Source organism: Photobacterium sp. (assembly GCF_057456235.1).
Genome location: NZ_JBVCPH010000017.1, coordinates 1 through 25,039, shown reverse-complemented (window position 1 = coordinate 25,039; position 25,039 = coordinate 1). Strand labels below are relative to the sequence as shown.

Here is a 25,039-nt window from a genome sequence, read left to right as displayed (position 1 = left end):
CGCTCCGAAAAGTAAGATAATTTTAACCGGCACTCACACACTCCTTAATAAAATCGGCTAACTGTTCTATCGCTAATTCGCGGTTTCCCTGCTCGGTATGCCCCGACGCTTTTCGCGGCTTAAGGCTATGGTCACCATCAGGTAAAAAACTGACAGAAACCGATTTTGCATACTGCCAGCCTTCAACTTCAGCTCGGGTACCAAAGGTATCTCGCTCTCCCTGCAGAATTAAGGTCGGTAACGTGGCGACTTTTAAGTGCTCTCCGCGAAAGTTCTCCGGCTTGCCGGGCGGATGAAAAGGAAACCCTAAACACGCCACTCCCTGCACGTTCGCACTGCAGTTTTCCACCTCAGCTGACTCAGCCGCGATGTCGCTAACTATCAGGCTGGCCATACGCCCGCCCATCGATTTACCACCAATCACCAGCTTACCGTCAGCAAAATGATTGATATGCTTTTGGAAGTCCAGCAACAGCTTAGGCTGGCGATCAGGCGGACGCTTTTTACCGTCTTCCCGGCGTTTGACCATATAAGGAAAATCAAACCGGATAACGCGGATGTCATGCTTAGCGAGGCCTTGCGCCATCGCCGTCATGAATTCGTGATCCATCCCAGCTCCGGCACCATGAGCAAATAGAAAGGTCGCTATCGCCTCTTCGCCTTGCTGGGGGCCATCAATCAGGTATGTCGGCAATGTGGATACTTGTTCGACATCAGTCACCGGTACTGTATTAGGCATCCGTAATATCCTCTTGTTCGCTGGCGGCTTTTGCTAGGACCCAGTCACGGAAAGCCTGAATACGTCCGGTCTCGGCTTGTTTTTCCTGGCACACCAAATAGAACGCATTTTTACTCATCAGTATTTCATCAAAGGGACGGACCAGGCGCCCGGCGTCTAATTCTGGTTGCGCTAACACATTATTCCCCAGCGCAATCCCCTGACCGTGTACAGCGGCCTGAAGCACCATGGTTGAGTGGCTAAAAATAGGCCCCTGGTTAACGTTCATACCGGTTAGCTCAAAATGGCGAACATAGCTTTTCCACTCTTTACGCGAGGTATCGTGCAACAGGGTGTGAAGCTTGAGATCATCGAGCGTACGCAGCGGTTTAGGCCCGGTTAGCAGCATCGGCGAGCAGACGGGCAGCAAGTATTCCTGATACAGTTTATCGGCCCGTAATCCCGGCCAGTTACCACGGCCGTAATAAATCGCGACATCAACATCGTCGGTTAACGATCCTTCGTCCAGATCCACGGCTTTAATTCGCACATCAATCTCAGGATGGTGTTGATTGAAATCAGCCAGCCGCGGCACCAGCCACTGGATCGCAAAACTAGGAGGTAAACTAATGGTTAACGCCCCTTTTGCCCCCCGTTCAAGCACCTTATCTGTCGCCTCTGAGATAGCAGAAAAAATGTCTTTTATATCGAGGAAATAGCTTTGCCCTTCCTCGGTCAGTAACAATGAACGGTTACGGCGGCGAAATAATTTCAGCCCGAGAAACTCCTCAAGGGCTTTAATCTGGTGGCTTACCGCCGCTTGTGTGACAAATAGTTCTTCCGCAGCCCGAGTGAAACTTAAATGCCGGGCTGCCGCTTCAAAGACCTTGAGTGAGTTGAGTGGTGGTAATCGTCTAGACATAGTTTTCCGCTACTGGCCAACACATTAGTTTTTTTTATGGCGAACATTATAAATTGTCCATTGTTCAAGTGCTATAGAAACCCTATGATTCTGAGCGCAGCAAAGGCTTGAACATCTGATATTTTGCTCTCTGGCACTATCGACAGGCCAATGCTGCGATGTTGTGTTTGCATATTGTCCGGGTTGTGCCGGACTGGTAGTCAATCTACCTATTTACTTCCTGTTTTTTTGACCTATCCGTCAAAGTTTTTATTGTTAAGCACTGTGTCTCAACACAGTGCTTTTTTTTATTCCCGCCTTTGTGGCAACGATAAAATCACTTCTTCAGTATAATTATCTGGTGGATGGGGATAACCGCTTGCTCTTACCGCCAATAATTAGCATGATCGCCCCCTAAAATAATCCAATGTGACTCACTATGACTGCCCAATTTGATATCAACCAAATTCGCCCACAGTTTCCGGCTTTACATCAAGACTGTAATGGCCAACCTCTGGTTTATCTTGATAGTGCCGCGACTGCCCAGAAGCCTCAGGTTGTGATTGAAACCATCCGGCAGTATTACAGTGGTCACAATGCCAATGTGCATCGTGGCAGTCATAGCCTGACGGCAACGGCGACAGCGCAATTCGAACGCGCCCGCAGCACGGTGCAGCAATTTATCAATGCCCGCTTTAGCAACGAAATTATCTGGACCCGGGGGGCCACCGAAGCACTCAACCTCATTGCTCAGACCTATGCGCGCCAGAACCTGCAAGCCGGTGATGAGATTCTCGTGAGTGAACTGGAACATCACGCGAATATCGTCCCCTGGCAAATGGTGGCAGAGCAGACCGGGGCAAAAGTTGTCAAGATCCCGATGAAACCCGACTGCACGCTGGATATGGATGCCTTTCACCAACGCTTAAACGACAATACCAAAATTGTCGCCGTCGCTCATATCACGAATGTGACAGGCACCCGTAACCCGATTGAAAAGATCATTGCGGCCGCCCACCAGCAAGGTGCCGTCGTCGTTGTTGACGGTGCTCAGGGTATCGTCCATGAAACGGTTGATGTTCAGGCGATGGATGCCGACTTTTATGTCTTCTCCGGCCATAAGCTCTATGCCCCTACCGGCATTGGCGTGCTCTATGGCAAGCAAGCCATTCTTGAAGCCATGCCACCATGGCACGGGGGCGGAAAAATGGTCGAAAAAGTCTCTTTTGCCGGCACCACATTTTCAGCCCTGCCTGGTAAGTTTGAAGCCGGCACCCCGAATGTTGCGGGTAGCCTGGCACTGGCCTCGGCGATTGACTGGTTGCAATCACTCGACCGGGAAGGGGCCGAACAGCACATTCAGCGGTTACGGCAAAAGGCGATTGATGGCATCACCGATATTGAAGATCTGCGTATTGTCGGCTTACAAGATCATGCCAGCCTGTTTTCGTTTATCGTCGAAGGCGTACACCATCAAGACATTGCCACCTTATTGGACCAACAAGGTATCGCCCTGCGAGCAGGCCACCACTGTGCCCATCCAATGCTGGATGCCCTTAGGCTAACAGGTACTCTGCGGGTATCATTAGCCCTGTATAATACAGAACAAGACATCGAGCGCTTTATTGCCGCGCTCCACAAAGCATGTAGCTTGCTATAAGGACACTCATGACAGAAGCGACACTACCTCAACACCCATTTGGTACTGAGATCACCGCTGACGATATTGTGGCGCAGATGCAGACCGCCAAAGGATGGGAAGACAGATACCGCAATGTGATTCAGTTGGGTAAGAAACTACCGGCATTGCCTGAGGCATTTAAGCAAGATCAGTTAAGGGTCAGCGGGTGTGAGAGTCAGGTCTGGCTAACCCATGAAGCGCGCGGCAATTACTTTCATTTCGCGGCAGACTCTGATGCTCGCATTGTCCGTGGCCTGATCAGCCTGGTACTCGCCGCATATGAAGGCAAAACCGCCGAGGAAATCCGTGAATTCGATGTCGATGGGTATTTTGACCAGCTCGGTCTGATTGCTCACCTCAGCCCATCGCGGGGCAATGGGTTAAAAGCCATTGTCGAGCAGATAAAAGCATTGGCGGAAGGCTAACACTTCGGCAAGAGCAGAGAAAAGTAGCGAGTAGCGAGAAACTAGAGTCTCGCTACTCGGATCGCATATCTACTTGCTATGCTTCTCAATCAGTTTGGCAATAATGCGCGATACCGCCACAAAGCCAAACGTTGCCGTCACCATGGTCGCCGCGCCAAAGCCGCTGGCACAGTCCATACGCTTTGGTCCATCGGCCGTGGCTTTCACATTACACACCGAACCATCAGCCTGCGGGTACTTCAGCTGCTCGGTCGAGAACACACAGTCGATACCGAATTTACGCTTCGGGTTCTTGGGGAAGTTATGATGACGACGCAAGGTATCACGCAGCTTTTTGGCTAACGGATCCTGAATGGTTTTGGTCAGATCAGTAATTTGAATTTGCGTCGGATCCACCTGGCCACCCGCACCGCCGGTGGTGATCACCTTGAACTTGTTACTTTTACAATACGCCAGCAATGCCGCCTTTGGTTTCATGCTGTCAATGGCATCAAGCACATAATCAAAACGGCTGTCGATATATTCAGGGATGTTTTCCGGCGTAATGAAATCATCAATCAGATTCACCTGGCATTCCGGGTTGATCAGCTTGATACGTTCCGCCATCACTTCAATTTTACTCTGACCAACCGTACCCGTCATCGCATGGATCTGACGGTTGATGTTGGTGACACACACATCATCCATATCAATCAGAGTCAGCTCGCCAATACCTGAACGCGCCAGCGCTTCTGCAGCCCAAGAGCCGACACCACCAATACCGATCACACACACGTGTGCGGCACGCAGAATTTCAACGTCACTGTTGCCATACAAACGGCGGGTGCCGCCAAAACGCTGGTTGTAATTGTCTGAGGCTGGATTTTCTAATTTACGCATAGTCATTGACGTATAACTTTTAGTCGTTCAGATAAAGAATGAGCGCGTTTTATACGCGCTCTGCTCTTAATTGTCCAGTTGCCCCTGCTTCCGGGCGAGTTCATGGCGCCGGATTAATTCGTCGCCGCAGGAGACAGCCATGGGGCTTCCGTCCCGCTATCTTGCAAGCCCAGCTTCCATACCCGGCCAAAGTGCTTATAGTGGCCGGCATCTGTTCCCGCCTGCCCCCCCATACCATGATACAGATCGAGATGGTTTTTCTTCACCGCTCCCCCCGTATCCAGCGCCATTAACAGCTTTAGAACATGCTGACCGTTCCAGTTACCTTCGCTATCGAGCTGAGGGACTTCTGCCAGCAACACGCTTCCCATTGGTAAATACTCACGATCCGCGGCGACCGAAGCATGTGCCAACAGCGGAATACCGGCCGTTCCCATCACATCGAGACTCTTTTGTGGCTGAAAAAACACATAGGATGGGTTTTGCTCTAACAATTCACGCACAGTGGCTTCATCTTGCAAAGAGGCCCACTCTTCAATCGCCTTTAGTGACATCTTCTCACGAGGTATTTCATCGCGTTCAATCAAAATGCGGCCGATGCTGACATAAGGATGGTCGTTCTTACCTCTATAGGCAAAATACTGCAACTCATTGTTATCATCGAAGTGAACAAAACCACTGCCCTGCACTTCCATCATAAACACATCAAGCATCGATGCACTGTAGCCGAGCTCCAGCCCTTGCCCTTCCAATGCCCCCTGATAGATTTCTGCACGGGTCGGGCAGATCTCATCACATACCGGCATACCATAAACAGGGTAATGGAAAACCTCATCAGGCTGATGGCGTAATTCTATAACCGGTGAAAAATAACCGGTGAACAGTACATTGCCATTTTCATCCCCCCCGCCCATTTGAGCAATCTGAATACCGTACTGACCTAACTGGCTGGGATCACCACTCTGCTTCGCCCAATGGTCAATTTGATGATATAACGCCTGGTATTGACTTGTCATCGACGAAGATCGTGCTATCACCTGCGCCACCTGCTCGGCAAACATACTGTAATCACGCGACTTGTCTGACTCTACCGTAGGCACTGGATTCAAGACCTGATCAAAATTGCCATCTATATATTGCTGGCCTCGATCAGTCGGCTTAGCGCACCCTGCTAAGCCAATAATTAACATTGCGATTGTAACTTTACGAAACACGGTAGAAACCTACTATAAGTTTGAAAAAGAGCCTGACGGCTGAATATGCTTGATGTTAGCAAACACTCCCCGGCTGGGAAGCGTTAACTTCTTGCGAAATTAACACTTTATGTAAGGCTTTGTGTCAAGGCTTTGTTTTATTTTCGGAATAGGTGAATCGTAAAGCCAGGGGAAACCATACGGTATTTGACTTACCCGGTTTCCTCTAACGACTGAAGGTGGAAATATAATGCGCGGGTTGTTGCCGGACCAGATTCTCAGATGAATAGATATAAAGATAAATTTCATCACCCAGGCGGTACTCTAAAGTACTGCCATCCCATTCAAAGTGGGTACTGACCTGGCGTCCGTTAATGAACACCCCTGCAGGTCGGATTTCAAAGCTGTCGGCAGCATACGGCGCCACTTCCTGCTCAACCCAGGTGCCATAAATATGAGCAATCGGCTCAGGTTGGAATAAGTCAGCCTTAACCAGTCCTAACGCCAGTGATGCTGCGAAGATGAGTCCTATCACAGTGAACAATACCAGACATATGCTTTGCCATGTTTGTTGCCTAACCTTTTTCATCGCCATTCATACGTCATCAATAACCTCGGTAATATACCGGATCCCCATCACAGAGCCGGAACGATATTAACGACCGATATTCGATAACGGGATCTTATGTCCATTAAATTTCAATTCAAGGTCACTGAATTTTCAATTTATCACCTAGCCTGAAAGCATTTTCACTCTCACTAAGGTGATTAGAGAGTGAGGGAGTAGGTATGACCGCAAAAAATATTTCGTTACTATCTGTACAATTGTGAGAATTCATTTATTTTTTATGCATAGTTACTTACGGCATGGATGTAATCAATTGAAGCTTCGTAGCACTGCACTCGTCAAAGGCTTTCGGCAATCGGCCCCATATTTGAATGCCCATATAGGCAAGACCATTGTTATTATGCTAGGTGGTGAGGCCATCGAAGATCGTAACTTTTCTAATATCGTCAATGATATCGCACTGCTTAACAGCCTTGGGCTGCAGATTGTGGTGGTTTACGGTGCCCGCCCCCAGATCTCGCATTTATTAACCAGCCAAGGGTATTCAACGCCTTATCATAACGGGGTACGGGTTACCGACGAACGGGCCTTAGAACTGGTTAAGCAGGCCGCGGGACAGCTACAGCTCGATATTACTGCCCGTTTCTCGATGGGGCTAAACAATACCCCAATGGCTGGTGCACAGATTAACGTCGTCAGTGGCAACTTTATTATCGCGCAGCCACTCGGCATTGATGAAGGCGTCGATTATTGTCATAGCGGTCGTATTCGCCGGATAGATACCAATGGTATTCACCGCCAGTTAGATCAGCATTCCATCGTCCTGCTTGGCCCCGTCGCGAGCTCAGTGACTGGAGAATGCTTCAATCTCACCTCGGAAGAAGTGGCCACTCAATTAGCGATTCGGCTAAAGGCCGACAAATTGATTGGCTTCTGCTCTGAACAAGGGGTGCTCAGCGAGCAGGGGGAAGTGGCTTCTGAACTGTTACCCAATGAAGCCGAAATGGCTTTACAGCGCCTGGTCGATGCCGATGACGATGATTGTGGCACGGCACGCTTTTTACGCGGGGCGATCACGGCATGTCGCGCCGGTGTTCCTCGCAGCCATCTGATCAGCTATAAAGAAGATGGCGCGTTGATCCAGGAACTGTTCTCACTTGACGGGATCGGTACCCAAATTGTGATGGCCAGTGCCGAAAAGGTCCGCACTGCGGGCATTGACGATATTGGCGGTATCTTAGAGCTTATTTATCCGCTGGAGCAAGAAGGGATCCTGGTACGGCGCTCCCGCGAGCAGCTGGAACAAGAAATTGAGCGATTTACAATTGTTGAACGTGACGGTCTGATCATCGCCTGCGCTGCACTCTATCCTTTCCCGGAAGAGAAAATGGCCGAAATGGCCTGTGTCGCGGTGCATCCTGATTTCAGAGACGGCGATCGCGGCGCATTGCTGCTTAACCGGCTTCGCATGCAAGCCAAAGAACAAGGCTTGAAACACCTGTTTGTTTTAACCACACGCAGCCTGCACTGGTTCCGTGAGCAAGGTTTTATTGAAACGAATGTCGAACAGCTACCGATGGCGAAAAAAGCGCTGTATAACTTCCAGCGCAAGTCAAAGATCTTAACGCTAACACTCTGAGCAACTTTGACTTCGCCATAAAGACGCCAGCACAGACTGCTGGCGTCTTTTGTCGCCTGAAATCAACTAGGCCAGCAACTGCGCCAACCCACTCGCTCGCTCTGTACGTAAGCGCACTGCCCGATTGACCACCTCTTGCTGAGCAAAAAGATGCAGCTTCTCTTTGGCCCGGGTAACACCGGTATAGATCAGCTCACGGGTCAATATCGGACTGAAATCTGCCGGCAGTACCATCAAAGTATCGGCAAACTCCGAGCCCTGAGATTTATGGATCGTCATTGCATATACCGTCTCATGCGTAGGCAGCCGGCTGGGCAGCACACTGCGTATCGAGCCGTCAGGCATCTCAAAGTAAACCCGCAAATGCGGCTGATCAGGCGTCACCTTATGATCCATTATCACAATACCGATATCACCGTTATACAAGCCTAAGCCATGATCGTTACGGGTGATCATGACCGGACGTCCTGCATACCAGGTTTCATCCGTCGGACGAATTTTACCAATACGAACCAGTTCACGTTCAATTCGTTGGTTTAAGCCTGCGACACCGAAATCACCTTCTCGTAATGCACATAATAGACGAACTTTAGAAAAGGCTTTCAGGACGTCTTTCGGTTCCTGTTTCTGCTCAATCGCATCTAAATAATCACGATAAAAAGTCACCGTCAGATTAATCATGGTCTGGTAACTTTCAGCACTCAACGGGTAATTATTAATATCTCTAAAGCCTTGTCGGCACACTTTTTCGACATCATGTGGCTTGCCTTCATTTATGGCTTTCGCCAGCTTACCAATGCCTGACTCGGCATGAAAACGGTAGCTTTTACGCAGCATACAGAGGCTATCAGCCACTTTACTGACCGTGCCTGGCTGGGTCGGAGCAAAATCATACCCTGTCAGATAGCTCAGCAGCCGACCTTGTTCCTGGCTATATCCCTGGTGCGAAAAGGCACAGATATCCCCGAGTACGGCCCCCGCCTCAACCGATGCCAACTGATCCCGATCACCGAGCAAAATCAGTTTGGCATGCGGTGGCAGGGCGTCGAGCAGACGTGCCATCATGGGCAAATCGACCATAGAGGCTTCATCGACGACCAGCACATCAAGGTGCAACGGATTACCCCGGTGGTGGCGAAAGTCGACCTGATTAGGCACTGAGCCTAACAAACGATGAATCGTGCTGGACTGAGTCGGAATTCGTTGGCGCACTTCCGGCTCAACCGGTAACGACTGTACTGCCAGACCAATCGACTCTGTCAGACGGGCAGCAGCCTTACCCGTAGGGGCAACCAGTTTAATGTTTGGTACATGTAATTCACCGTCAGGGCTGGTGTGCTGTGCCTGCTTGACCAGCGCTGCCAGTAACTTGGCCACTGTCGTGGTTTTACCCGTGCCCGGCCCGCCCGAAATAACCGAAAACTGACGGGTGATCGCCGTCGCTGCGGCGACTTTTTGCCAGTTCAGGCATGCACTCTGCGGAACGAGATCATCGAGTGGGTTCAGCTCTTCCGCTCTGCCGGCCGACAGCAGCACCTGATCGATGGCCGCCCAGTCCAGTTGTTCGGCATGTACAATATCTAGCTTATCGCACACTTCATTGCGGCGACTGTCAGCACAATCGGCTGGCCCGGCCCCCCCTTTCTTCAGCTGCTGCAATGCCTGATATAAATAGGTATAGGTGCGCGGGAACAATTCATCCAACACGGTCGGCATGATCGCTGCCGGTTCAATGGATTGCGCACTATGATTAAGCTTCTCTGCCACCCGCTTTTCAAAATTCCAGTAGCGATGCAGGTACAGCCGCCCCTGTTGGAGCACTAATGGGGTGGCCTGCCGAGCGCCTGATCCCGAGGCATCCGATACCGCTGGCAACGACGTCAGTTCCGCAGCCCACTGTTGAGATGGCGGTAAGCCCTCTAGCAACGCCGCCGAGACCCTGACAGGCAAGCCAAACAGTGGGTGGTTTTCGATTTTATCGAGCATCAGACACACGTGCCCCTTGCCCAGTTCATGACTGACTAAGGCGGCCACCAACGCCAGCAGCGAAGAATGTGGCTCTGGGGTACGCTGAGCCAGAAATTTAGCAAATTGATAATCCAGCGGACGCAGTACACCTTGCTTGGTAAGATCTTCTAAACGCTTAAGCATCAATCTGCTCTCCATCAATTAACTGGTCTAATTCAGCCAGCAAGGATTGGGACGGACGCGCATAAAAAATGCCGCTGTCACTGCCGGCTTCCATACCGCGTAAGAAGAGATAATAAACCCCGCCAAAATGCGTTTCATAGTCATAGTCAGGAATGCGGCTGCGCAAAAAACGCTGTAAGGCTAAGGCATAAATCTGGTATTGCAGATCGTAGCGGTGATCGCGCATGGCCTCGGTCAGCTGATCCCCCCGGTAGGCATTAGGCTCATCGCCTAAATGATTCGATTTCCAGTCCAGTACATAGTATTTGCCGTGATGTTCAAACACTAAGTCAATAAACCCTTTCAGCATCCCGCTCACGGTAGCAAAACCTAACTCACCGGCTTTGGCTGAGACACTATCGTGCCTGGCAATCACCTTATTCAGCATCGCAGAAGAGAGCAATTCAATCGGCAGTAAAAACTCCATCTCCGTGAGTCGCTGAGTGGCATTTTTATCAACCAGCTTAAGATCATTGCCATCCAGCGGGCAATGAAGAACGTCGTCAATCAGCTTTTGCAGCACTGGCAGCCAGGCCGCCTCGTAATTTTCCCGCAGCAGTAACTCTGTCAGGATAGTGATGGTTTCCGGGCTATCGACCGGTGCGGTAAAGTCAATTTCTTCGAATACGGTATGTAAAAACGTCCCCGGACGCGCACCACGGGGGAAGGTATAAATAGAATACTCAGGCTCAAGTTCAATATTTGCCTCTTCGCCCTCCTGCGCTTTCTCTGCCGCAGAATCGATATCAAAACCGGGTAGATCCAAGCTGCTGTCGTGATAGGCCTGATGGCCCTGCTTAACCAGACTGGAGTAGCTGGTCATCCACCAGTTACGTTCAATTCTTGCGTTAAATTCACTTGGCTGCAGGGTCGGCGCATCCTGCTCTACCGGTTGCCATTTGCTATCCGGCAACACTGGCGGTTCGGCCACAGTGATTGCAGGCTGGCTTTCTGCCAGTTTAGCCAGGGCAAGCTCCAGAGCCGCGATACTGCCTTGCTGACCATTTTGCACCAAATGTCCCATAGCAGAACGGTGCAGGCCGGTCGGCTCTTTGGTACTGCGGCCATTGCGGATCGGCGCCATGCCAACATAGCAACCGTAGACCGCTCGCGTTAGCGCGACGTAGATCAGGCGTAAATCTTCCGCCAGACGCTCTTTATCCGCTTTTTCTATCGAATCATCTTGCTTAGTAATATCAAGAACGGTGATATTTTCCCGTTCATCGTGATACTTCACTTCGCTTTTCTTGTCGACTTCGCGATAGCTGCAGACAAACGGCAGGAATACCAGATCGTATTCCAGCCCTTTCGATTTATGGATCGTGACAATCTGCACCAGGTTCCGCTCTGATTCCAAACGTAAAACCTGATCTTCGGCATTGCCGTTAGGCTCAGCAATGTGTTCGGCTAACCAGCGTAATAAACCGTAATCACTGTCTAGGCTCTGGCTGGCTTCCTGCAGCAATTCACCGATATGCAGTAAATCCGTCAGACGTCGCTCACCGCCCTCTTCCGCTAACAAACGTTCAGCAATGGTCGATTTAGCCATCACACTGCGCAGCATTGGCATCACACCGCGGGTTACCCATAATTTACGGTAGTCTTTAAACGCATTAACGGCCGTTTCCCACTCGGTTTCATCGCTATTGAGCTTGTCTAAATCAACGGCCGTTAACGCAAAAAGACGCGAAGCTAACGCTGCACGCAACGCGCGATCATCTTCCGGTGTTAATACCGCCTGCAATAAACGCTGCATGTCGGCGGCTTCCGGAGTGGAAAATACACTGTCTCTATTTGATAAATAGACACTAGCAATACCCTGATCAGCCAAGGCCTGACGTACCAGTTTTCCTTCATTACCGGTTCTGACCAAGACCGCAACATCACTCGCCTGAATGGCTTTTTTGTGCTCTTTGTCTTGGAAAAAGGCACTACCCTGCTGGGATTGGGTGAGAACATTCTGGATCTGGGCTGCCGTTGCTTCGGCCATCACTTGCTGATAACTGCCTTTAGTCACCGGTTTGCCATCCTGGCTTTCCTGATGCCAGAAGGTCAGCGCATGCTGTGCCTGATTATCGAGCCACCAGCTACGTTCTGACGCTTTGGGGCTATGGTTCACCGACAGAAACTGAATGTCCTGATCGTAAATAAACGGTCTGTCCGGCTGCTCAAAGACTCGATTGACCGAGGCAATCATGTCGGCGGTTGAGCGCCAGTTAGTGCCCAGGGTGTAATGATCACTGACCTGACGCCGCGCTTGAATATAAGTAAAAATATCTGCACCGCGAAAAGCATAGATCGCCTGCTTCGGATCGCCGATCATAAACAAACCGCACTGCGCCTGCTCTGCATTTTCGGTGGTATAGATGTTGCTGAAAATACTGTACTGAAGGGGGTCGGTATCCTGGAATTCATCAATCATCGCCACGGGATACTGGCTGCGAATACGCTCAACCAGCAGATCGTCACGATCATTATCGATCGCCGCAGATAGCTGAGTCAGCAAGTCATCGAACGATAACCAGCCTTTGCGCTCTTTGGCTTTCGCGAGCAAAGTGCGACATTCTTCTATGGCGTGAGCCATTAAGGGATCGCGCAGATTGGCCGGGTTATCCAGCAGCTCAGCAACAGCTGCAAACACCTCATGCTCTGGGGCGTCACCTTTTGCCGTTTTTTCGATCAGGATCTGCTGATGGAAGCGATCGAGCTTATCCGGCAAGTCGTAGCCCAAGGTTGGCGATGCCGCCCACAAACTCACCTGTTCTAACCATGCCGGTAAACTTTTTTTGGTATAGCTGCGCTTGTTCACGCCGGAACTGGCTATCAAGGCTTCCAGATCCGCTTCATGCTCACGCCATAGCGCTTTAAAACCGTCGATGCGTTCGAGGTTTTTATTGTGCAATTCAGCCAGTGAATCTGTCATCGCCTCGACGCTTAACTTCACCGGGGCGCCAGTTAAACTGCCACCGATATCTTTCAGCAGCGCCGCCGGCGAAGACCATACGTCTCGCACTTCAACCGCTAAACTAGGCGGCAAGTGGTAGAAATTACGACGCCAGTAGTCGGCCGCGACTAAACTTTTCAGCTGGCTTTCATCGGTCACAAATTCATTATTAAAACGGCTGCCCGACTCAAAGGCATTTTGGGTCAGCATGCGCTGACAGAAACCATGAATGGTATAGATGGCCGCTTCATCCATCTGGCGCTCAGCCTGCAGTAAAATCTGCGCCGCCGTCTGATGATCGCTAATTTCCTCAAGCAAAGGCTGGATCACCGGATCGTGACTGACACCCCGGCTAAATGCTAACCGGGCATCATGGATCCGGGCTCGAATGCGATCTCTTAATTCGGCGGTCGCCGCTTCGGTAAAAGTTACAACCAGAATCTTATCAACGGTCAGCTCGGTGGCATGCCGCGTTTCTGCACTGCCATGGCCCAGCAGCAAGCGTAAATATAAGCTGGCAATAGTAAAGGTTTTACCCGTTCCCGCAGAGGCTTCGATCAAACGGGCCCCATGCAGTGGAAACGTCATTGGCTGCAGGGTTGCTGCCCCGGCGGATTTCGGCATCAAATGTGTTCCCGAGCCTGACTGCGAATGACATTCGGAGTCTTGCGTTATTGCTTGAGTCATCAGACATCACCCTGTTTGATTCAGAAACCAGATACGTTAGTGATAATGATCATCTTTTTTTTGTGATCCAATACTTATAACGGGTTTTTAGCATCTGGAATAACATTTTATTCTATTTATGTGCGAGTTTACTCACGGTTTACCGAGCGTAGTTTGGTTAGTATCGCGGCCAGAAACGTGGTCTGCCTCTGGACCTGTGGTCGTACAGCGAGCACCCTACAAATAAGAATGATTTGCTGGCGACCACACTACACCTATTCCCTACGATTCTTCCGCTGTTTCGCTGTGTAAAACGGCTGCCTGTAATATTCGGCTCGCCATTTGTGACGCCTCATTCGCTAATGTTTCATTCCATTGCGGCCACACCCGGGCAATATAATTGTCGGCCCCTTCGCCCGGATAGAGATAGCCGTCATTAAAGCAGTCAGCCATCTTCTTCAGTGATTTTTCCAAGGTATCGGCATCATCCTTCCAACTGCCGTCGCGACCAATACACGCAGTAATACCGGCAAGGGCCGTTTTCGGAAAATACGGTAACGGCTTATTCAAACCCTGGTAATACAAGCTTACGGCTTCTTTGAGGTAGGCATTGGCCTGCTCAGGCTCAACCTTAAGTAAGGTTAAATGGGTATCGGTACCAATCAGATGAGTGATTTGACTCTGGCCTCCCGCGGCCAGGCAAAGGTGATCAAACCATGCGGTTAATAAATCCTGTGCACGGACTTTGCCACTGCGATAACGTACCAGTCCGGCTTGATAACGCTGCTTGAGCCAGCCCTGCAGCCGGACCTCCTGCCCTTCAATCTGAAAAACAATATCCACTTCATGATCATCAAGCGGGCTCGCCACTAACGGTAAAATTAAATCCACCAGTGTAATCACCTCGATTCGTGTCGCTTCCAGCTCTAATTCGCCAAACGCCGCGACAGGAACATTTCCCGCCGCCTTCTGTTCCGCTGAAAATTGCCTGAATACGTCATCGTCATTTTCCTGATCCTGTTTGGCCTCAAGCAGCAACGCCAGTAATTGGTCACGCATCAGATAGCTGTCTAATCCGTTAAGCACAAAGGGTTCGTCATCTTCCATCACGCCCATCGGCGGTTCAAAGAATACTTTTAAACGACGGTTAAAGAAATAACGCACAGGTAAGCGCCAGAATCGCTGTAATTCAGCCAGATCCAGCTCGCGGGTTTGGTCCGCATCAAGAGACTCTTCCTCAAGAGCCGCCAGCTGGAAATCTTTACCTGCCTCACCATTACGTAAAGCTGCGGGTAACCATTCCGCCGCATAGCTGGTTTGCTCCCCCGTAAAAGCATCAGGGCTGAACGGGACTAACGGGTGGTGATGAATTAACTGCGCTTTGACTCGCTCTGCTGAAGCGTCGACCGGGAGCGATTGATCACCTGCCACGCAATAACCTTGCTGACAATATTCCACCAGCTCACTGACCAGTACCGACGGCACTTTTTCGCTGTTGTCCTGAATCGAACGGCCCACATAGCTGATATACAGGGTTTCCTGCGCCGATTGGATCGCTTCAAGGAACAGGTAGCGGTCATCATCACGACGAGAGCGATCACCCGCCTTGGTGCGGCCGTCCATTAAATCAAAGCCTTCCGGCGCAATATTTCGCGGGTAAGCACCGTCGTTCATCCCCAGCAAGCAGACTGCCTTGAAAGGAATAGAGCGCATTGGCATCAGTGTACAGAAGTTAACCTGACCTGCCAGGAAGCGCTGACTCACCCGCTCGCCCGACAGTTTATCTTGCAGGTACTGGGTCAGAACCGCGGGGGTGATCAATGTTTGATATCCGGCATCATCAAGCTGTTCATGTAAGCGATGTAAGCTGTCACGGATTGATTTAAGGATCAGTTCGCCTTCCAGTTCGACGGCAAAGAAATCATCTAATAACTGATTTAATCTCTCCGTCCAGGCTGTCACCGATTGCGGCTGCGCCAGTTGTTCACGGTAAGCGATCAGGCGATCAATAAAGCTCGCTAACTGACCGGCAAGCTCGGCCTCTAAGCCCTGTACCTGCTCGTAAGCGGAAATCCCCTCGAATAAACCGGCATCATGAGGCATCGCATAACCCAGCAACATACGCTGAATACCAAACAACCAGGTATTCTGATGTTGCTCCGGCAATTCAAACTGACAGGCCGTCTCTTTATCTAACCCCCAGCGTACGCCGGCTTCTTCAATCCAGCGCTTGATTTGCTCAAAGCTATTACCGTCAAAACCAAACTTGCTCATGACTGCCGGCACTTCGAGCAGTTCCAGTAGTTCTGACGCGTGACAGCGGCTTTCAGGCAGGGCCAGCAAGCGCAAGAAAGCCAGTAAAATAGGATTTTCCTGCTCTGCGGTTCGGTCTGAGATGGAAAATGGTATATAACGGTTACCCGGCGCATTGCCAAATACCGCCTGAATGGCAGGCCCGTAGGCATTGATATCGGCCACCATCACAATCACATCACGTGGCTTGAGGTTTTCATCAGCATCAAACATGGCGAGCAGTTTGTCATGCAGCACTTCCACTTCCCGCATCGGACTATGACACGCGTGAATAGACAGGGAAGGATCATTCGCCGCAACGGGCAACTTATGATGGCTGGAATCTAAAATATCGTCATTTTGGCGATCTTCTAAATTGAGAATATCGGCCTGAATGGAATGCAGCAGCGTATCAGTTTCAATATCCACAAACGCTTCCACTTCCCGGGCTTGTATTTCAGACAGCAGATACAAATTATCCCGCCCAAGTTTGCCCATTGAAGCCAGCAGGCTGTTGCCAACCACATCGTTGTGCATGTCATCATGGATATTGTCTTCAACGCTGCCTTTCAGCTGCTCGGCTAACTCGCCCTGCTCACTGTGATCGTCCAACCATTTCACTTGTAAGCGCTGTTTAGCCGCGAGTCGCGCCAGATACTTACGGTCACGGACATCACCCCAGTAATAACGACAGGGGTTAGTAAACATCAGGTGAACGTCAATATGCTCGCCCATCGCGGCCAATGCATCAAGGTAGCGAGGGGGGAGCGATGAGATACCAAAGACAAACAATCGCTTAGGAAACCCTTCAGGCAAGGCGCCGCTGTGGGTGTAGTTCTCAAGTGTATCGATAAAATGCTCGTACAAATTGGCACGATGATAGGGCGATTGCTCTAATGCCAGGGTATGATCATACAATGCCTGCCACAAAATGGGCTGCCATGGGTGTTCATCACCCAGTTCTGTCACTGTTTCACCCGCTTCCCACTGTTGGATCCACTCCGGGCGATACACTAAGTACTGGTCAAAAATATCTGCGATTTTTTCTGCCAGCTGATAACTTTTCAGGCTGTCTTGATCGTGTTCTAAATACCGTTTGAGCGGCTCAAATTCCGGCTTCTCCAGCTGCTCAGGCAAGACTTCCATCAACTTCCAGGTCATCGCCTCTTTATTGAAAGCACTGCGCTCGGGCACATCAGCCAGCACCTGGGTAAACATTTTCCAGATGTAGGTTGCCGGCAAAGGAAATTCGAGGTTTGCCGCGACACCAAATGATTTCGCCAGCTCCATTTTCAGCCATTGAGACATGCCGGGGCTTTGCACCAGAATTTGTTCTGGTTCGAATGGATTATCAAGAGGATTGAGGCGGATCAGTTCAACCAGCAGCGATTTCAATAAATCCAGTTGGTTTGAGTGATAAACAGTAAACACGCAGATATCTCACAAAAAGAGAAAGTTGTCCTGATTGTCTACCATGATCTTGTTAGCTGCAAACCTAAATTACAAATACAAAAAAGCCCGCATAACCGGGCAAATCACACTCGCTAAACTTGTAATCTTGCAGCAATCCGCCTAAAAAGCTCGCCAGAACAGTACGGTACAGATGAGACTGTAAAAAACGAGATCCGTAGGACATTACGCGCTATGTGAAACAGGACCAAAAATACATGAAATCGGACGGTAGAAGGCTAAATAACGCAGCGCGACATAAGACACAACGACCGTCGAGACATACAGTTCAATACTCGCAAGCAGGGAAACTTGATTAACATATTCTTGTGCGACCCCATTTGTTGCCATCCAAGCGGCGGTTTTGAACAGTGCTGTCGCACCAATCACCATTGGGAAGGTGAAAGCAGCATAACCTGGGCTGAATTCTAAACGCAGCAATCGATAAAACGCCACATAGATAACAGATGTCATCAGTACCGCAATACCGGCAAGTAAGCTGATGATCACCGGGGAGGGGCTCTGATCCACAGTGAGATACCCAGCAAGAGAAAGGCTTGCCGGTGCCGCCATAATCGCAATGGTTGGTTTCGCTGCATCTGGAATTTCATGACTGAAGATCAAACGATAAATCATGATCGGCAGCATCACCGCATATACCGCCATACCAAAAATCAGCAAGCCTTCAGCGAGCGGACGTAACACCCCACCGGGAAAAGCGACATCCGCCACGATAATACCAATGGGCGGCACAAACCAGCTTGGCACCATATGATGCAGTTTGAATTCAATCGCACGGTGATAAACGAATAACACCAGAAAGATCATGTGCAGTATGACCGCGAGTAACCACACCGCTTGCGCAAAATAGGGCGCATACATACCAACCGTTTTTGACACCACCATTAACGCCATTGCAAACGTCGGTACTACGCTACCGACAACAGGGTGGGTCAAATCATTCCACAAGGATTTGGGGTGAAGCAGAAATTTCGTAATCAGGATCAGTAACAATACTGATGCGATGGCGGCTCCGGTTACTTGGCCCGCACCGCTTAGATCTGCGGCATTTTCCCAGCACCAGCCAAGACTTGCGATACCTAATGCTAAACCCGCCATAGGGGTTGGCACTGCTGCAACTCTGTTTTTCGTCGCGTTAATCATTATCTTTTCTCCGCGATCCCCCCAAATATTATGTGTAGCGATGTAATACCAATCGGAACACTTCTCTCGATTGGTATAACCAGTTTGGGCTGAAAGCATTAATCTCTGAACACCGGAAGAGTGTATTAAATTTGAAGGATTTATAATAATTGAATATATTTAACCGTACTTTCAGCTTTGCTTAATCTATTTTTATTACCCATCTTAACCAAAGAGATAAAATGAATATTGCGCTGAAGCAACTCAGGGTCTTTGTTACCGTCGCCCAGGAAAGAACGATCACCGCTGCTGCAGAAAAATTGTTTTTATCTAAGCCGGCAGTGAGTATGGCGTTAGCTGAATTGGAAAGACAGCTGGATCATAAGTTGTTTGATCGCAATAACAATCGTCTGATCATCAATGAACAAGGTAAGCGTTTGTTACCTTTAGCTGATGAATTGTTGGCTCGCAGCCATGCGATCGAAAACCTCTTTGATCAGGCCGGACCGGTAACCGGAAAATTAAAAGTAGGATCGAGTGACACGGTCGGTAACCAGGTGACCCCTTTCCTGCTCCGCGATTTTCGCGCCAGCACTCAACATGCGGATCAGTCGCTGTTTATCTCCAATACGGCACAGATCTGCCACAAGCTCAGTGAATTTGAACTGGATGTCGGTCTGGTTGAAGGCAAGGTACAGCAAGCCGATCTGATCACCAAAGCCTGGTTAGACGATGAAATGGTCGTGGTTTGCCATCCGGATCACCCGCTGACTCACATCGACAATTTACAGCTGTTAGATCTGGAAAACTCGCACTGGGTTCTGCGCGAGCCGGGATCGGGCACCCGTGAATTTTTCCTTAATCGCATCTCACCGCGGCTGGAAGAGTGGCATCAGGCATTCGAACTCAATACCACCGAAGCGATCATTAACTGTGTCGCTGCCGGATTAGGGATCACTTGCTTATCAAAGCTCGCCATTCAACATGCGGTCAATGACAAGCGACTGGTGTTGCTGGATTTACCGATCGATATGCGCCGCCAGTACTGGTTGCTCTACCACAAAGAAAAATACCAGAGCCCGTTATTATCTCTGTTTATCGACTTTTGCCTGCAATGGCAGTTAAAGCAGGCCTAGACGCGAACATCACTCTTAAATGTGGTTATCACCAGAGCTGAAAGCAATGATCTGACTGATCTGACAGAGGGGACGGCCCGTTTCCTGCTGCCAGTCATTGAAAGCCGCTTGTGCGGCCGAGAGCGATTTTTGCGTATCGCGGCCGCCATCAATGATCCCGGTATTGCGTAAATAGGCCTCTACGTCGTGACTCAGAATAAAGGTATCTTTCCCCATAACGCGTAACGTGTAGGGGCCGGTATTTCCCCCCAGGCGTTTGCCATTACGTTTCAGGTAACGCCACAATCCGATAATATCTTCTTGTGGCCAGTCAGCCACCATGGCGGCAAAGGAACCATGTGCCAGGGCTACTTCATGGATCATCTGGGCATTTTCAGGAATGGTCATAACCTTGCCTAAATGGCGAATAATGGCAGGATCGGTCGCTTTGCGTTCCCACATATCATTCGGGATCAAGAGCATCTTCTCAATATCGAATTCAAAGAACACCTCTTCAAAATTTTGCCATTTGCTACGAACGACACGCCAACTCATACCGCACTGAAACACTTTCTGAGTAAATGCCGCCAGCCAGCGCGCATCAGAAATTGTATTTAATTCCTGAAGACTCAAAGGGGTAGCAAGCAAACTCTCAAGTTCAGCCTCTCCTCCCTTTCTTTCTGCTGCTCGGGTATAAATCTGAGTAAATTTTTCTCTCGCCATCACATTAACACGCTTATCACTGGACAGAAGCCTTTATGCTACTGTATAAACAGCCAGTAAATCAATTTCGGGAGGGTGACCATGGCTGTTATCATCAAATATGTAGTTGAGCGCAACGGAGAAGAAAAGATGACTTTCACCTCTAAATCCGAAGCCGACGCATACGACAAGATGCTAGATATGGCTGACGATATGTTTACTTTGCTAAGCAAAAGTGAACTATTCGAAGATGAAGCTAAACAAGAAGAACTTTCACTGTTCTTAGCACAGAAGCGTGAAGAAGTACTGGTTGCATTGGGGGCTAAAAAAGCGAAAGCGGCTCCTAAGAAAAAAGCGGCAAAGCCTGAAGTGGTTCAAGATGAACCTCAGGTAGATGCAGCTTAATCATCACTGATGATGTCGTTTTAAGAATAACGGCGTTTATAAGTACTTCAGCATGAATAAACCTCCGACCCGGAGGTTTTTTTATGTAGCAAAAAGCCCTTACGATTCCGGCCAAAGAGTTAAATTCGTCATAATCTCGTCATTTTCGACCGATTGCTTAGTCAACCCTTCTATATCAAGCCAACTGTCTTTATGATGGTTTTCTATTAATACGTAGCAATGAGCTAATTATACAATCTGTCAGACTTACAGATTGGGCTTTAAATTTTTAGGAACGGAGACGATTGATAATGGCTAGCTTTTCACTTGCCTTAGGTACTGCAACTCAAAACCGCGATGGTAAAATCATCGAAGCCTTTTTCCCAACGCCGGTGCTTAACCCATCAGAAGAACTGGTTAAAGCCATCGCTGCCGTTGTAGATTACAAAGAAGGCAACCAGGCTATTGAAGTGACACCGGCTCAGTGCGCAAGCCTTGCTACTGCATTCAAATCTGCAGGTGACGAGCAAAGCGCGCAGTTTGCAGCGAAAGCCGCTCTCTCTTCACAACCGTTGGTTCTAGTTATTCTTGCGACCGACTCTGCGCCGGTATCTGTAGCTGAAGGCTTCCTGAAACTTCAGCTTATCTCTCACCGTCTAGTTAAACCTCACGGTGTGGTACTAGACGGTATCTTCGGCCTGCTTCACAACATCGCATGGACCAGTCAAGGCCCTATCGATCTTCCAGAGCTGGCAGACCGCCAGATGGAAGCGCGCCTGAACGGTGGAGTGCTATCCATCGATTGTGTCGATAAATTTCCGAAAATGGTTGATTACGTCGTACCAGCCGGCATACGTGTTGCTGATACTTCACGTGTCCGCCTTGGTGCGCATGTCGGTGAAGGTACTACCGTGATGCACGAAGGTTTTATTAACTTCAACGCCGGTACCGCAGGCGTAAGCATGGTTGAAGGGCGTATTTCTGCCGGTGTTATGGTTGGCGAAGGTTCTGATATCGGTGGTGGTGCCTCTATTATGGGTACCCTGAGCGGCGGTGGTAAGATGGTGGTTTCTATTGGTGAAAACAGCCTGCTGGGTGCCAATGCCGGTCTTGGTTTCCCACTCGGTGACCGTTGCACCATTGAATCAGGTCTGTATGTCACGGCAGGCTCTAAAGTCCGTATGCTGGATGCCAGCGGACAGGAAGTCGAAGTGGTGAAAGCACGCGATCTTGCCGGTAAGTCAGATCTCCTATTCCGTCGCAACTCTGTAACCGGTCAAATCGAGTGCCTGACCAACAAGAGTGCGGTTGAACTGAACAGCGAGCTACACAGCAACAACTGAGTTCAGACACGTTATGCTGCATAATAACAAGGCTGCAATCGCAGCCTTTTTTAATCGTGTTATACCCAACCACTTCTGAATCTCGCCTCTTGAGGTGGATTGGATATAGGGATCAATAACCGCGATCAGTCACACTGTAGCTACTCTCGCCTTCCTTTGAATCGAGACATTCATTTATGTAGCCCTGATTAATCACCGTCGAGACTTGATGACGGCCAGTACAGTAATCAAACCGACCTTTCAAATATCCCGCACGATAGGATTCGTACTCCGTCTCGGTTAATGCCCCCAACTCCGACAAACGTTTATTATTAAGCTCTCGGTAACCCTGCTCTCCGTGGTAAGTCCCTAATTGTTGCCACTCTTTATTCGCAGATAATTCTGCCTCATACCGGGCCGCACAACCAGACAGCACGATCAGGACAACTAACATCGTTAACCTCAGCATACTAACTCCCCTTCCCCTGCCAATAACGTTTATACCAATTGGTATTATTTATTAGTTATTTAGTAAGTATGGTTCAAAGTATTAAAATGCGATGTTAATTTAGAGCCGCGGCCGCTTGTTTGCCGCTTTCACTTTTCGCACCCACCGCAACCAGCATCAATCCGATAAAGGCAGCAACCAATAACACCACACCTAAGTGCCAGGGCTGACTCATACCCGATTTAAGTAACATACTGCTAATTAGCGAAGCAGATACCATCTGACAGGCTCCAGACAGTGCCGAAACGGTTCCCGCACGATTGCCATAGGGAACTAATAGCATCGACTGTGCACATGGGAATGCCATACCATTCGCCATTGCCAGCAAAAAGTGTCCAGCACTGACCCACCCCGCAGCAACCGGCGAAATCATCAGTACCAACCCGGCAAGTAAGTGGATCAATGGTGCTAACTGGAGGATTTTCTGGGTGCCAACAACGGGCCTGATTCGCTGACAGAACACCCCGCCGGTCAACATGCCAAAGGCTGGGATCATTGCCCAAAACGCGTATTGCTCAGAACTCATCCCAATCTGAACCTGCATAATAAAAGGCATCAGAGAAATAGAGATCACAACCAGGGAGAAATTGATCCAGCCAATTCCGGCAAAACTCAGGAAGTGGCGTTCTTGCAACAGAGTAAAATAAGAGAGAACAAGCTTAGCGACGGATTGAGGACGTGAAGAGTGGCTCAGGGTTTCGGTAAAAGTGAATACCAGCACCAACCAAATCAACGCAATATAGACCAGCAATAACATCAATACTGCCAGCCAACCCCAGTAGTGGTTTACCATACCGCCAATAACGGGTGCAACGATAGGGGTGAAAGCAGCAACAATAGCAACCCAGGTCATCGCCTTCACCAGATGCTGATTTTGATAGCTATCACGCATAGTTGCCCTGGCAAGTACCGCGACACTCCCGGCTCCAAGTCCTTGCACAAAACGTCCGGCTAGCAACCAGGAAAAAGTATCTGCATGGGTAACAGCCAGTACCAGCCCTAAAAGTGCAATAAGCAAACCGCAAAGCAAAACGGGGCGGCGGCCAAATATATCGGATAGTGGTCCATAAATAAGCTGTGACGGACCGAACCCAAGTAAGTAGCCCGAGACTAATAATTGAACCTGATCAGCGCTCAACTGAAGATCCTGAGCGATCCATGGTAAAGACGGAAAGACTAAGCCGAGACTCAGCTGACCAATACTAACGATCAGACAAGCCAATAATAAAGGTTTCCAGTTAAACCTTTCCATATATCTCCTTTTTATCTCAATAGCCGACTGTCCATTATGCACGTTACAGGTAAAACTATTAGCAGCAAGCACTTAAGGCATAGTTTCCCATCAGGACGCAATATGATTTTTCATTAAAAAAGCAGCTTAACCAAAGGCATAAGCTGCTTTTTTATCTGTATTAAAGCTAATCTGAAGAAATGGTCAGATTTTACTGATCTTATAGGTTAACGGATTAGATACTGAAAACTTACTGCCGGATGTTTCAACATTGCCTTGCTTCATCGCAACAAGCACTTCTTTCTGTATTCTCACAACCGAGAAAAACCTCACAATCATAAAAACGATGAAGACCGGCATGATGATCTGGCTTAACGGGACTGATTGCAGTACAAAATCATTGATTAGCCAGATAGCCAACATCAACAGCATAATATAGAGGGAGTTGGGCTTCAGTACGATCTTTACATCGTTCGGGGTTTCTATTCGTTCGTAGAAAAATTTCATGGTTATAGCCTATTATCAGAAATTGCCCTAAGACTCTCACACTCCTTCATCATATGACAAGATCGGAATACTCGGTTGAAGTGTTGAGTTGTAACAAAGAATAAAAGAAAGTGATTAGAGTCGCGAGAGGCGGGCTCTAGAGGGTTAATAGTACCCTTCACTACACCTTGCCATCCTCGAAATCGAGAGACAATATTATCGGGGATCCATCACTCGTTGATCCTATGTGGCTATGGGTTCCCTATCACGTTTGTACCTCGCTGTAGGAAATAACGAGGTTTTGCTTTTGTTCAAACGTAAAAAAGCCCAGTCTTTCGACTGGGCTTCTCTAATAAATGGCGGAGTGGACGGGACTCGAACCCGCGACCCCCGGCGTGACAGGCCGGTATTCTAACCAACTGAACTACCACTCCGCAGTGTCTATTCAGCATAAAGCTATTTGGCGCCTGGCGATGACCTACTCTCACATGGGGAGACCCCACACTACCATCGGCGCGACTGCGTTTCACTTCTGAGTTCGGCATGGGATCAGGTGGGGCCACAGCGCTATGGTCGCCAGACAAATTCTGTTTATTCCCGGTC

The 25,039-nt window shown here is 49.3% G+C and carries 19 protein-coding genes, 1 tRNA gene and 1 rRNA gene; 6 read left to right on the top strand and 15 right to left on the bottom strand.

Translation table 11 applies throughout. The features are described from left to right. Positions 1-22: 22 nt before the first annotated feature. Positions 23-739, bottom strand: a complete 717-nt coding sequence (locus AC2204_RS17065; RefSeq protein WP_318926881.1) for an alpha/beta family hydrolase — start codon at positions 737-739, stop codon at positions 23-25. After that, the gene (locus AC2204_RS17060; protein WP_318926880.1) at positions 732-1,640 is read right to left on the bottom strand and encodes a transcriptional regulator GcvA; all 909 of its coding nucleotides are present in this window, start codon (positions 1,638-1,640) and stop codon (positions 732-734) included. Before AC2204_RS17060 ends, AC2204_RS17065 begins: the two co-directional genes overlap by 8 nt. Positions 1,641-2,058: 418 nt before the next feature. On the opposite strand from AC2204_RS17060, the gene csdA reads away from it, so the two are divergent. Beyond that, the gene (csdA, locus tag AC2204_RS17055; RefSeq protein ID WP_318926879.1) at positions 2,059-3,279 is read left to right on the top strand and encodes a cysteine desulfurase CsdA; all 1,221 of its coding nucleotides are present in this window, start codon (positions 2,059-2,061) and stop codon (positions 3,277-3,279) included. Between the two features lie 8 nt (positions 3,280-3,287). After that, the gene (csdE, locus tag AC2204_RS17050; RefSeq protein ID WP_318926878.1) at positions 3,288-3,725 is read left to right on the top strand and encodes a cysteine desulfurase sulfur acceptor subunit CsdE; all 438 of its coding nucleotides are present in this window, start codon (positions 3,288-3,290) and stop codon (positions 3,723-3,725) included. Positions 3,726-3,794: 69 nt separating this feature from the next. On the opposite strand, the gene tcdA is transcribed toward csdE, so the two are convergent. The 3 genes from tcdA to AC2204_RS17035 all read right to left on the bottom strand — a co-directional run bounded on the left by tcdA (position 3,795) and on the right by AC2204_RS17035 (position 6,386). Next, complete coding sequence (tcdA, locus tag AC2204_RS17045) at positions 3,795-4,604, bottom strand: tRNA cyclic N6-threonylcarbamoyladenosine(37) synthase TcdA (RefSeq protein ID WP_318926931.1); 810 nt, start codon at positions 4,602-4,604, stop codon at positions 3,795-3,797. Positions 4,605-4,717: 113 nt separating this feature from the next. Continuing rightward, on the bottom strand, positions 4,718-5,818 hold the full coding sequence (mltA, locus tag AC2204_RS17040; RefSeq protein ID WP_318926877.1) for a murein transglycosylase A: 1,101 nt from the start codon (positions 5,816-5,818) through the stop codon (positions 4,718-4,720). Positions 5,819-6,023: 205 nt separating this feature from the next. Continuing rightward, positions 6,024-6,386 carry a DUF2850 domain-containing protein gene (locus AC2204_RS17035; RefSeq protein WP_318926876.1) on the bottom strand — a complete coding sequence of 121 codons (363 nt, stop codon included), beginning with the start codon at positions 6,384-6,386 and terminating at the stop codon, positions 6,024-6,026. A gap of 292 nt (positions 6,387-6,678) precedes the next feature. Here AC2204_RS17035 and argA point away from each other — a divergent pair, with 292 nt between their 5' ends. Then, positions 6,679-8,004 (top strand): amino-acid N-acetyltransferase, encoded by a 1,326-nt coding sequence (gene argA, locus AC2204_RS17030; RefSeq protein WP_318926875.1) that lies wholly within the window; start codon positions 6,679-6,681, stop codon positions 8,002-8,004. 66 nt (positions 8,005-8,070) lie between these two features. Here argA and recD read toward each other — a convergent pair whose 3' ends face one another. The 4 genes from recD to AC2204_RS17010 form a co-directional block, all read right to left on the bottom strand. Further along, entirely contained in the window at positions 8,071-10,155 is a 2,085-nt protein-coding gene (gene recD, locus AC2204_RS17025) for an exodeoxyribonuclease V subunit alpha (RefSeq protein WP_318926874.1), read from the bottom strand. Beyond that, positions 10,148-13,762 carry an exodeoxyribonuclease V subunit beta gene (recB, locus tag AC2204_RS17020; RefSeq protein WP_318926930.1) on the bottom strand — a complete coding sequence of 1,205 codons (3,615 nt, stop codon included), beginning with the start codon at positions 13,760-13,762 and terminating at the stop codon, positions 10,148-10,150. Before recB ends, recD begins: the two co-directional genes overlap by 8 nt. Before the next feature lie 324 nt (positions 13,763-14,086). After that, complete coding sequence (gene recC / locus AC2204_RS17015) at positions 14,087-17,527, bottom strand: exodeoxyribonuclease V subunit gamma (protein WP_318926873.1); 3,441 nt, start codon at positions 17,525-17,527, stop codon at positions 14,087-14,089. Between the two features lie 204 nt (positions 17,528-17,731). Continuing rightward, on the bottom strand, positions 17,732-18,709 hold the full coding sequence (locus AC2204_RS17010) for a TDT family transporter (protein ID WP_318926872.1): 978 nt from the start codon (positions 18,707-18,709) through the stop codon (positions 17,732-17,734). Between the two features lie 221 nt (positions 18,710-18,930). Here AC2204_RS17010 and AC2204_RS17005 point away from each other — a divergent pair, with 221 nt between their 5' ends. Continuing rightward, positions 18,931-19,824 carry a LysR family transcriptional regulator gene (locus tag AC2204_RS17005; RefSeq protein WP_318926871.1) on the top strand — a complete coding sequence of 298 codons (894 nt, stop codon included), beginning with the start codon at positions 18,931-18,933 and terminating at the stop codon, positions 19,822-19,824. Between the two features lie 15 nt (positions 19,825-19,839). Here AC2204_RS17005 and AC2204_RS17000 read toward each other — a convergent pair whose 3' ends face one another. Then, positions 19,840-20,526: a DNA-3-methyladenine glycosylase I gene (locus tag AC2204_RS17000; protein ID WP_318926870.1), complete on the bottom strand. Its 687-nt coding sequence runs from the start codon at positions 20,524-20,526 to the stop codon at positions 19,840-19,842. 81 nt (positions 20,527-20,607) lie between these two features. Here AC2204_RS17000 and AC2204_RS16995 point away from each other — a divergent pair, with 81 nt between their 5' ends. Together AC2204_RS16995 and dapD are read left to right on the top strand one after the other, a co-directional pair. Beyond that, the gene (locus tag AC2204_RS16995) at positions 20,608-20,910 is read left to right on the top strand and encodes a YebG family protein (RefSeq protein WP_318926869.1); all 303 of its coding nucleotides are present in this window, start codon (positions 20,608-20,610) and stop codon (positions 20,908-20,910) included. A 290-nt stretch (positions 20,911-21,200) separates the two neighbouring features. After that, complete coding sequence (dapD, locus tag AC2204_RS16990) at positions 21,201-22,232, top strand: 2,3,4,5-tetrahydropyridine-2,6-dicarboxylate N-succinyltransferase (protein WP_318926868.1); 1,032 nt, start codon at positions 21,201-21,203, stop codon at positions 22,230-22,232. 112 nt (positions 22,233-22,344) lie between these two features. Here dapD and AC2204_RS16985 read toward each other — a convergent pair whose 3' ends face one another. The 5 genes from AC2204_RS16985 to rrf all read right to left on the bottom strand — a co-directional run bounded on the left by AC2204_RS16985 (position 22,345) and on the right by rrf (position 25,017). Further along, complete coding sequence (locus tag AC2204_RS16985; RefSeq protein WP_318926867.1) at positions 22,345-22,680, bottom strand: DUF2799 domain-containing protein; 336 nt, start codon at positions 22,678-22,680, stop codon at positions 22,345-22,347. Between the two features lie 94 nt (positions 22,681-22,774). After that, positions 22,775-23,971 carry an MFS transporter gene (locus tag AC2204_RS16980; protein ID WP_318926866.1) on the bottom strand — a complete coding sequence of 399 codons (1,197 nt, stop codon included), beginning with the start codon at positions 23,969-23,971 and terminating at the stop codon, positions 22,775-22,777. Between the two features lie 183 nt (positions 23,972-24,154). After that, positions 24,155-24,457 carry a hypothetical protein gene (locus AC2204_RS16975; RefSeq protein ID WP_318926865.1) on the bottom strand — a complete coding sequence of 101 codons (303 nt, stop codon included), beginning with the start codon at positions 24,455-24,457 and terminating at the stop codon, positions 24,155-24,157. Between the two features lie 336 nt (positions 24,458-24,793). Continuing rightward, a tRNA-Asp gene (locus AC2204_RS16970) sits at positions 24,794-24,870 on the bottom strand. Positions 24,871-24,901: 31 nt separating this feature from the next. Next, positions 24,902-25,017 (bottom strand): 5S ribosomal RNA (gene rrf, locus AC2204_RS16965). Positions 25,018-25,039 lie beyond the last annotated feature (22 nt).

Bases quoted from the DNA above. Each gene is read 5' to 3' on its own strand.
- AC2204_RS17065 (WP_318926881.1), bottom strand. From the start codon at position 739: ATGCCTAATACAGTACCGGTGACTGATGTCGAACAAGTATCCACATTG.
- AC2204_RS17060 (WP_318926880.1), bottom strand. From the start codon at position 1,640: ATGTCTAGACGATTACCACCACTCAACTCACTCAAGGTCTTTGAAGCG.
- csdA (WP_318926879.1), top strand. From the start codon at position 2,059: ATGACTGCCCAATTTGATATCAACCAAATTCGCCCACAGTTTCCGGCT.
- csdE (WP_318926878.1), top strand. From the start codon at position 3,288: ATGACAGAAGCGACACTACCTCAACACCCATTTGGTACTGAGATCACC.
- tcdA (WP_318926931.1), bottom strand. From the start codon at position 4,604: ATGCGTAAATTAGAAAATCCAGCCTCAGACAATTACAACCAGCGTTTT.
- AC2204_RS17035 (WP_318926876.1), bottom strand. From the start codon at position 6,386: ATGAAAAAGGTTAGGCAACAAACATGGCAAAGCATATGTCTGGTATTG.
- recD (WP_318926874.1), bottom strand. From the start codon at position 10,155: ATGCTTAAGCGTTTAGAAGATCTTACCAAGCAAGGTGTACTGCGTCCG.
- recB (WP_318926930.1), bottom strand. From the start codon at position 13,762: ATGCCGAAATCCGCCGGGGCAGCAACCCTGCAGCCAATGACGTTTCCA.
- AC2204_RS17010 (WP_318926872.1), bottom strand. From the start codon at position 18,709: ATGATTAACGCGACGAAAAACAGAGTTGCAGCAGTGCCAACCCCTATG.
- AC2204_RS17005 (WP_318926871.1), top strand. From the start codon at position 18,931: ATGAATATTGCGCTGAAGCAACTCAGGGTCTTTGTTACCGTCGCCCAG.
- AC2204_RS17000 (WP_318926870.1), bottom strand. From the start codon at position 20,526: ATGGCGAGAGAAAAATTTACTCAGATTTATACCCGAGCAGCAGAAAGA.
- AC2204_RS16995 (WP_318926869.1), top strand. From the start codon at position 20,608: ATGGCTGTTATCATCAAATATGTAGTTGAGCGCAACGGAGAAGAAAAG.
- dapD (WP_318926868.1), top strand. From the start codon at position 21,201: ATGGCTAGCTTTTCACTTGCCTTAGGTACTGCAACTCAAAACCGCGAT.
- AC2204_RS16985 (WP_318926867.1), bottom strand. From the start codon at position 22,680: ATGCTGAGGTTAACGATGTTAGTTGTCCTGATCGTGCTGTCTGGTTGT.
- AC2204_RS16980 (WP_318926866.1), bottom strand. From the start codon at position 23,971: ATGGAAAGGTTTAACTGGAAACCTTTATTATTGGCTTGTCTGATCGTT.
- AC2204_RS16975 (WP_318926865.1), bottom strand. From the start codon at position 24,457: ATGAAATTTTTCTACGAACGAATAGAAACCCCGAACGATGTAAAGATC.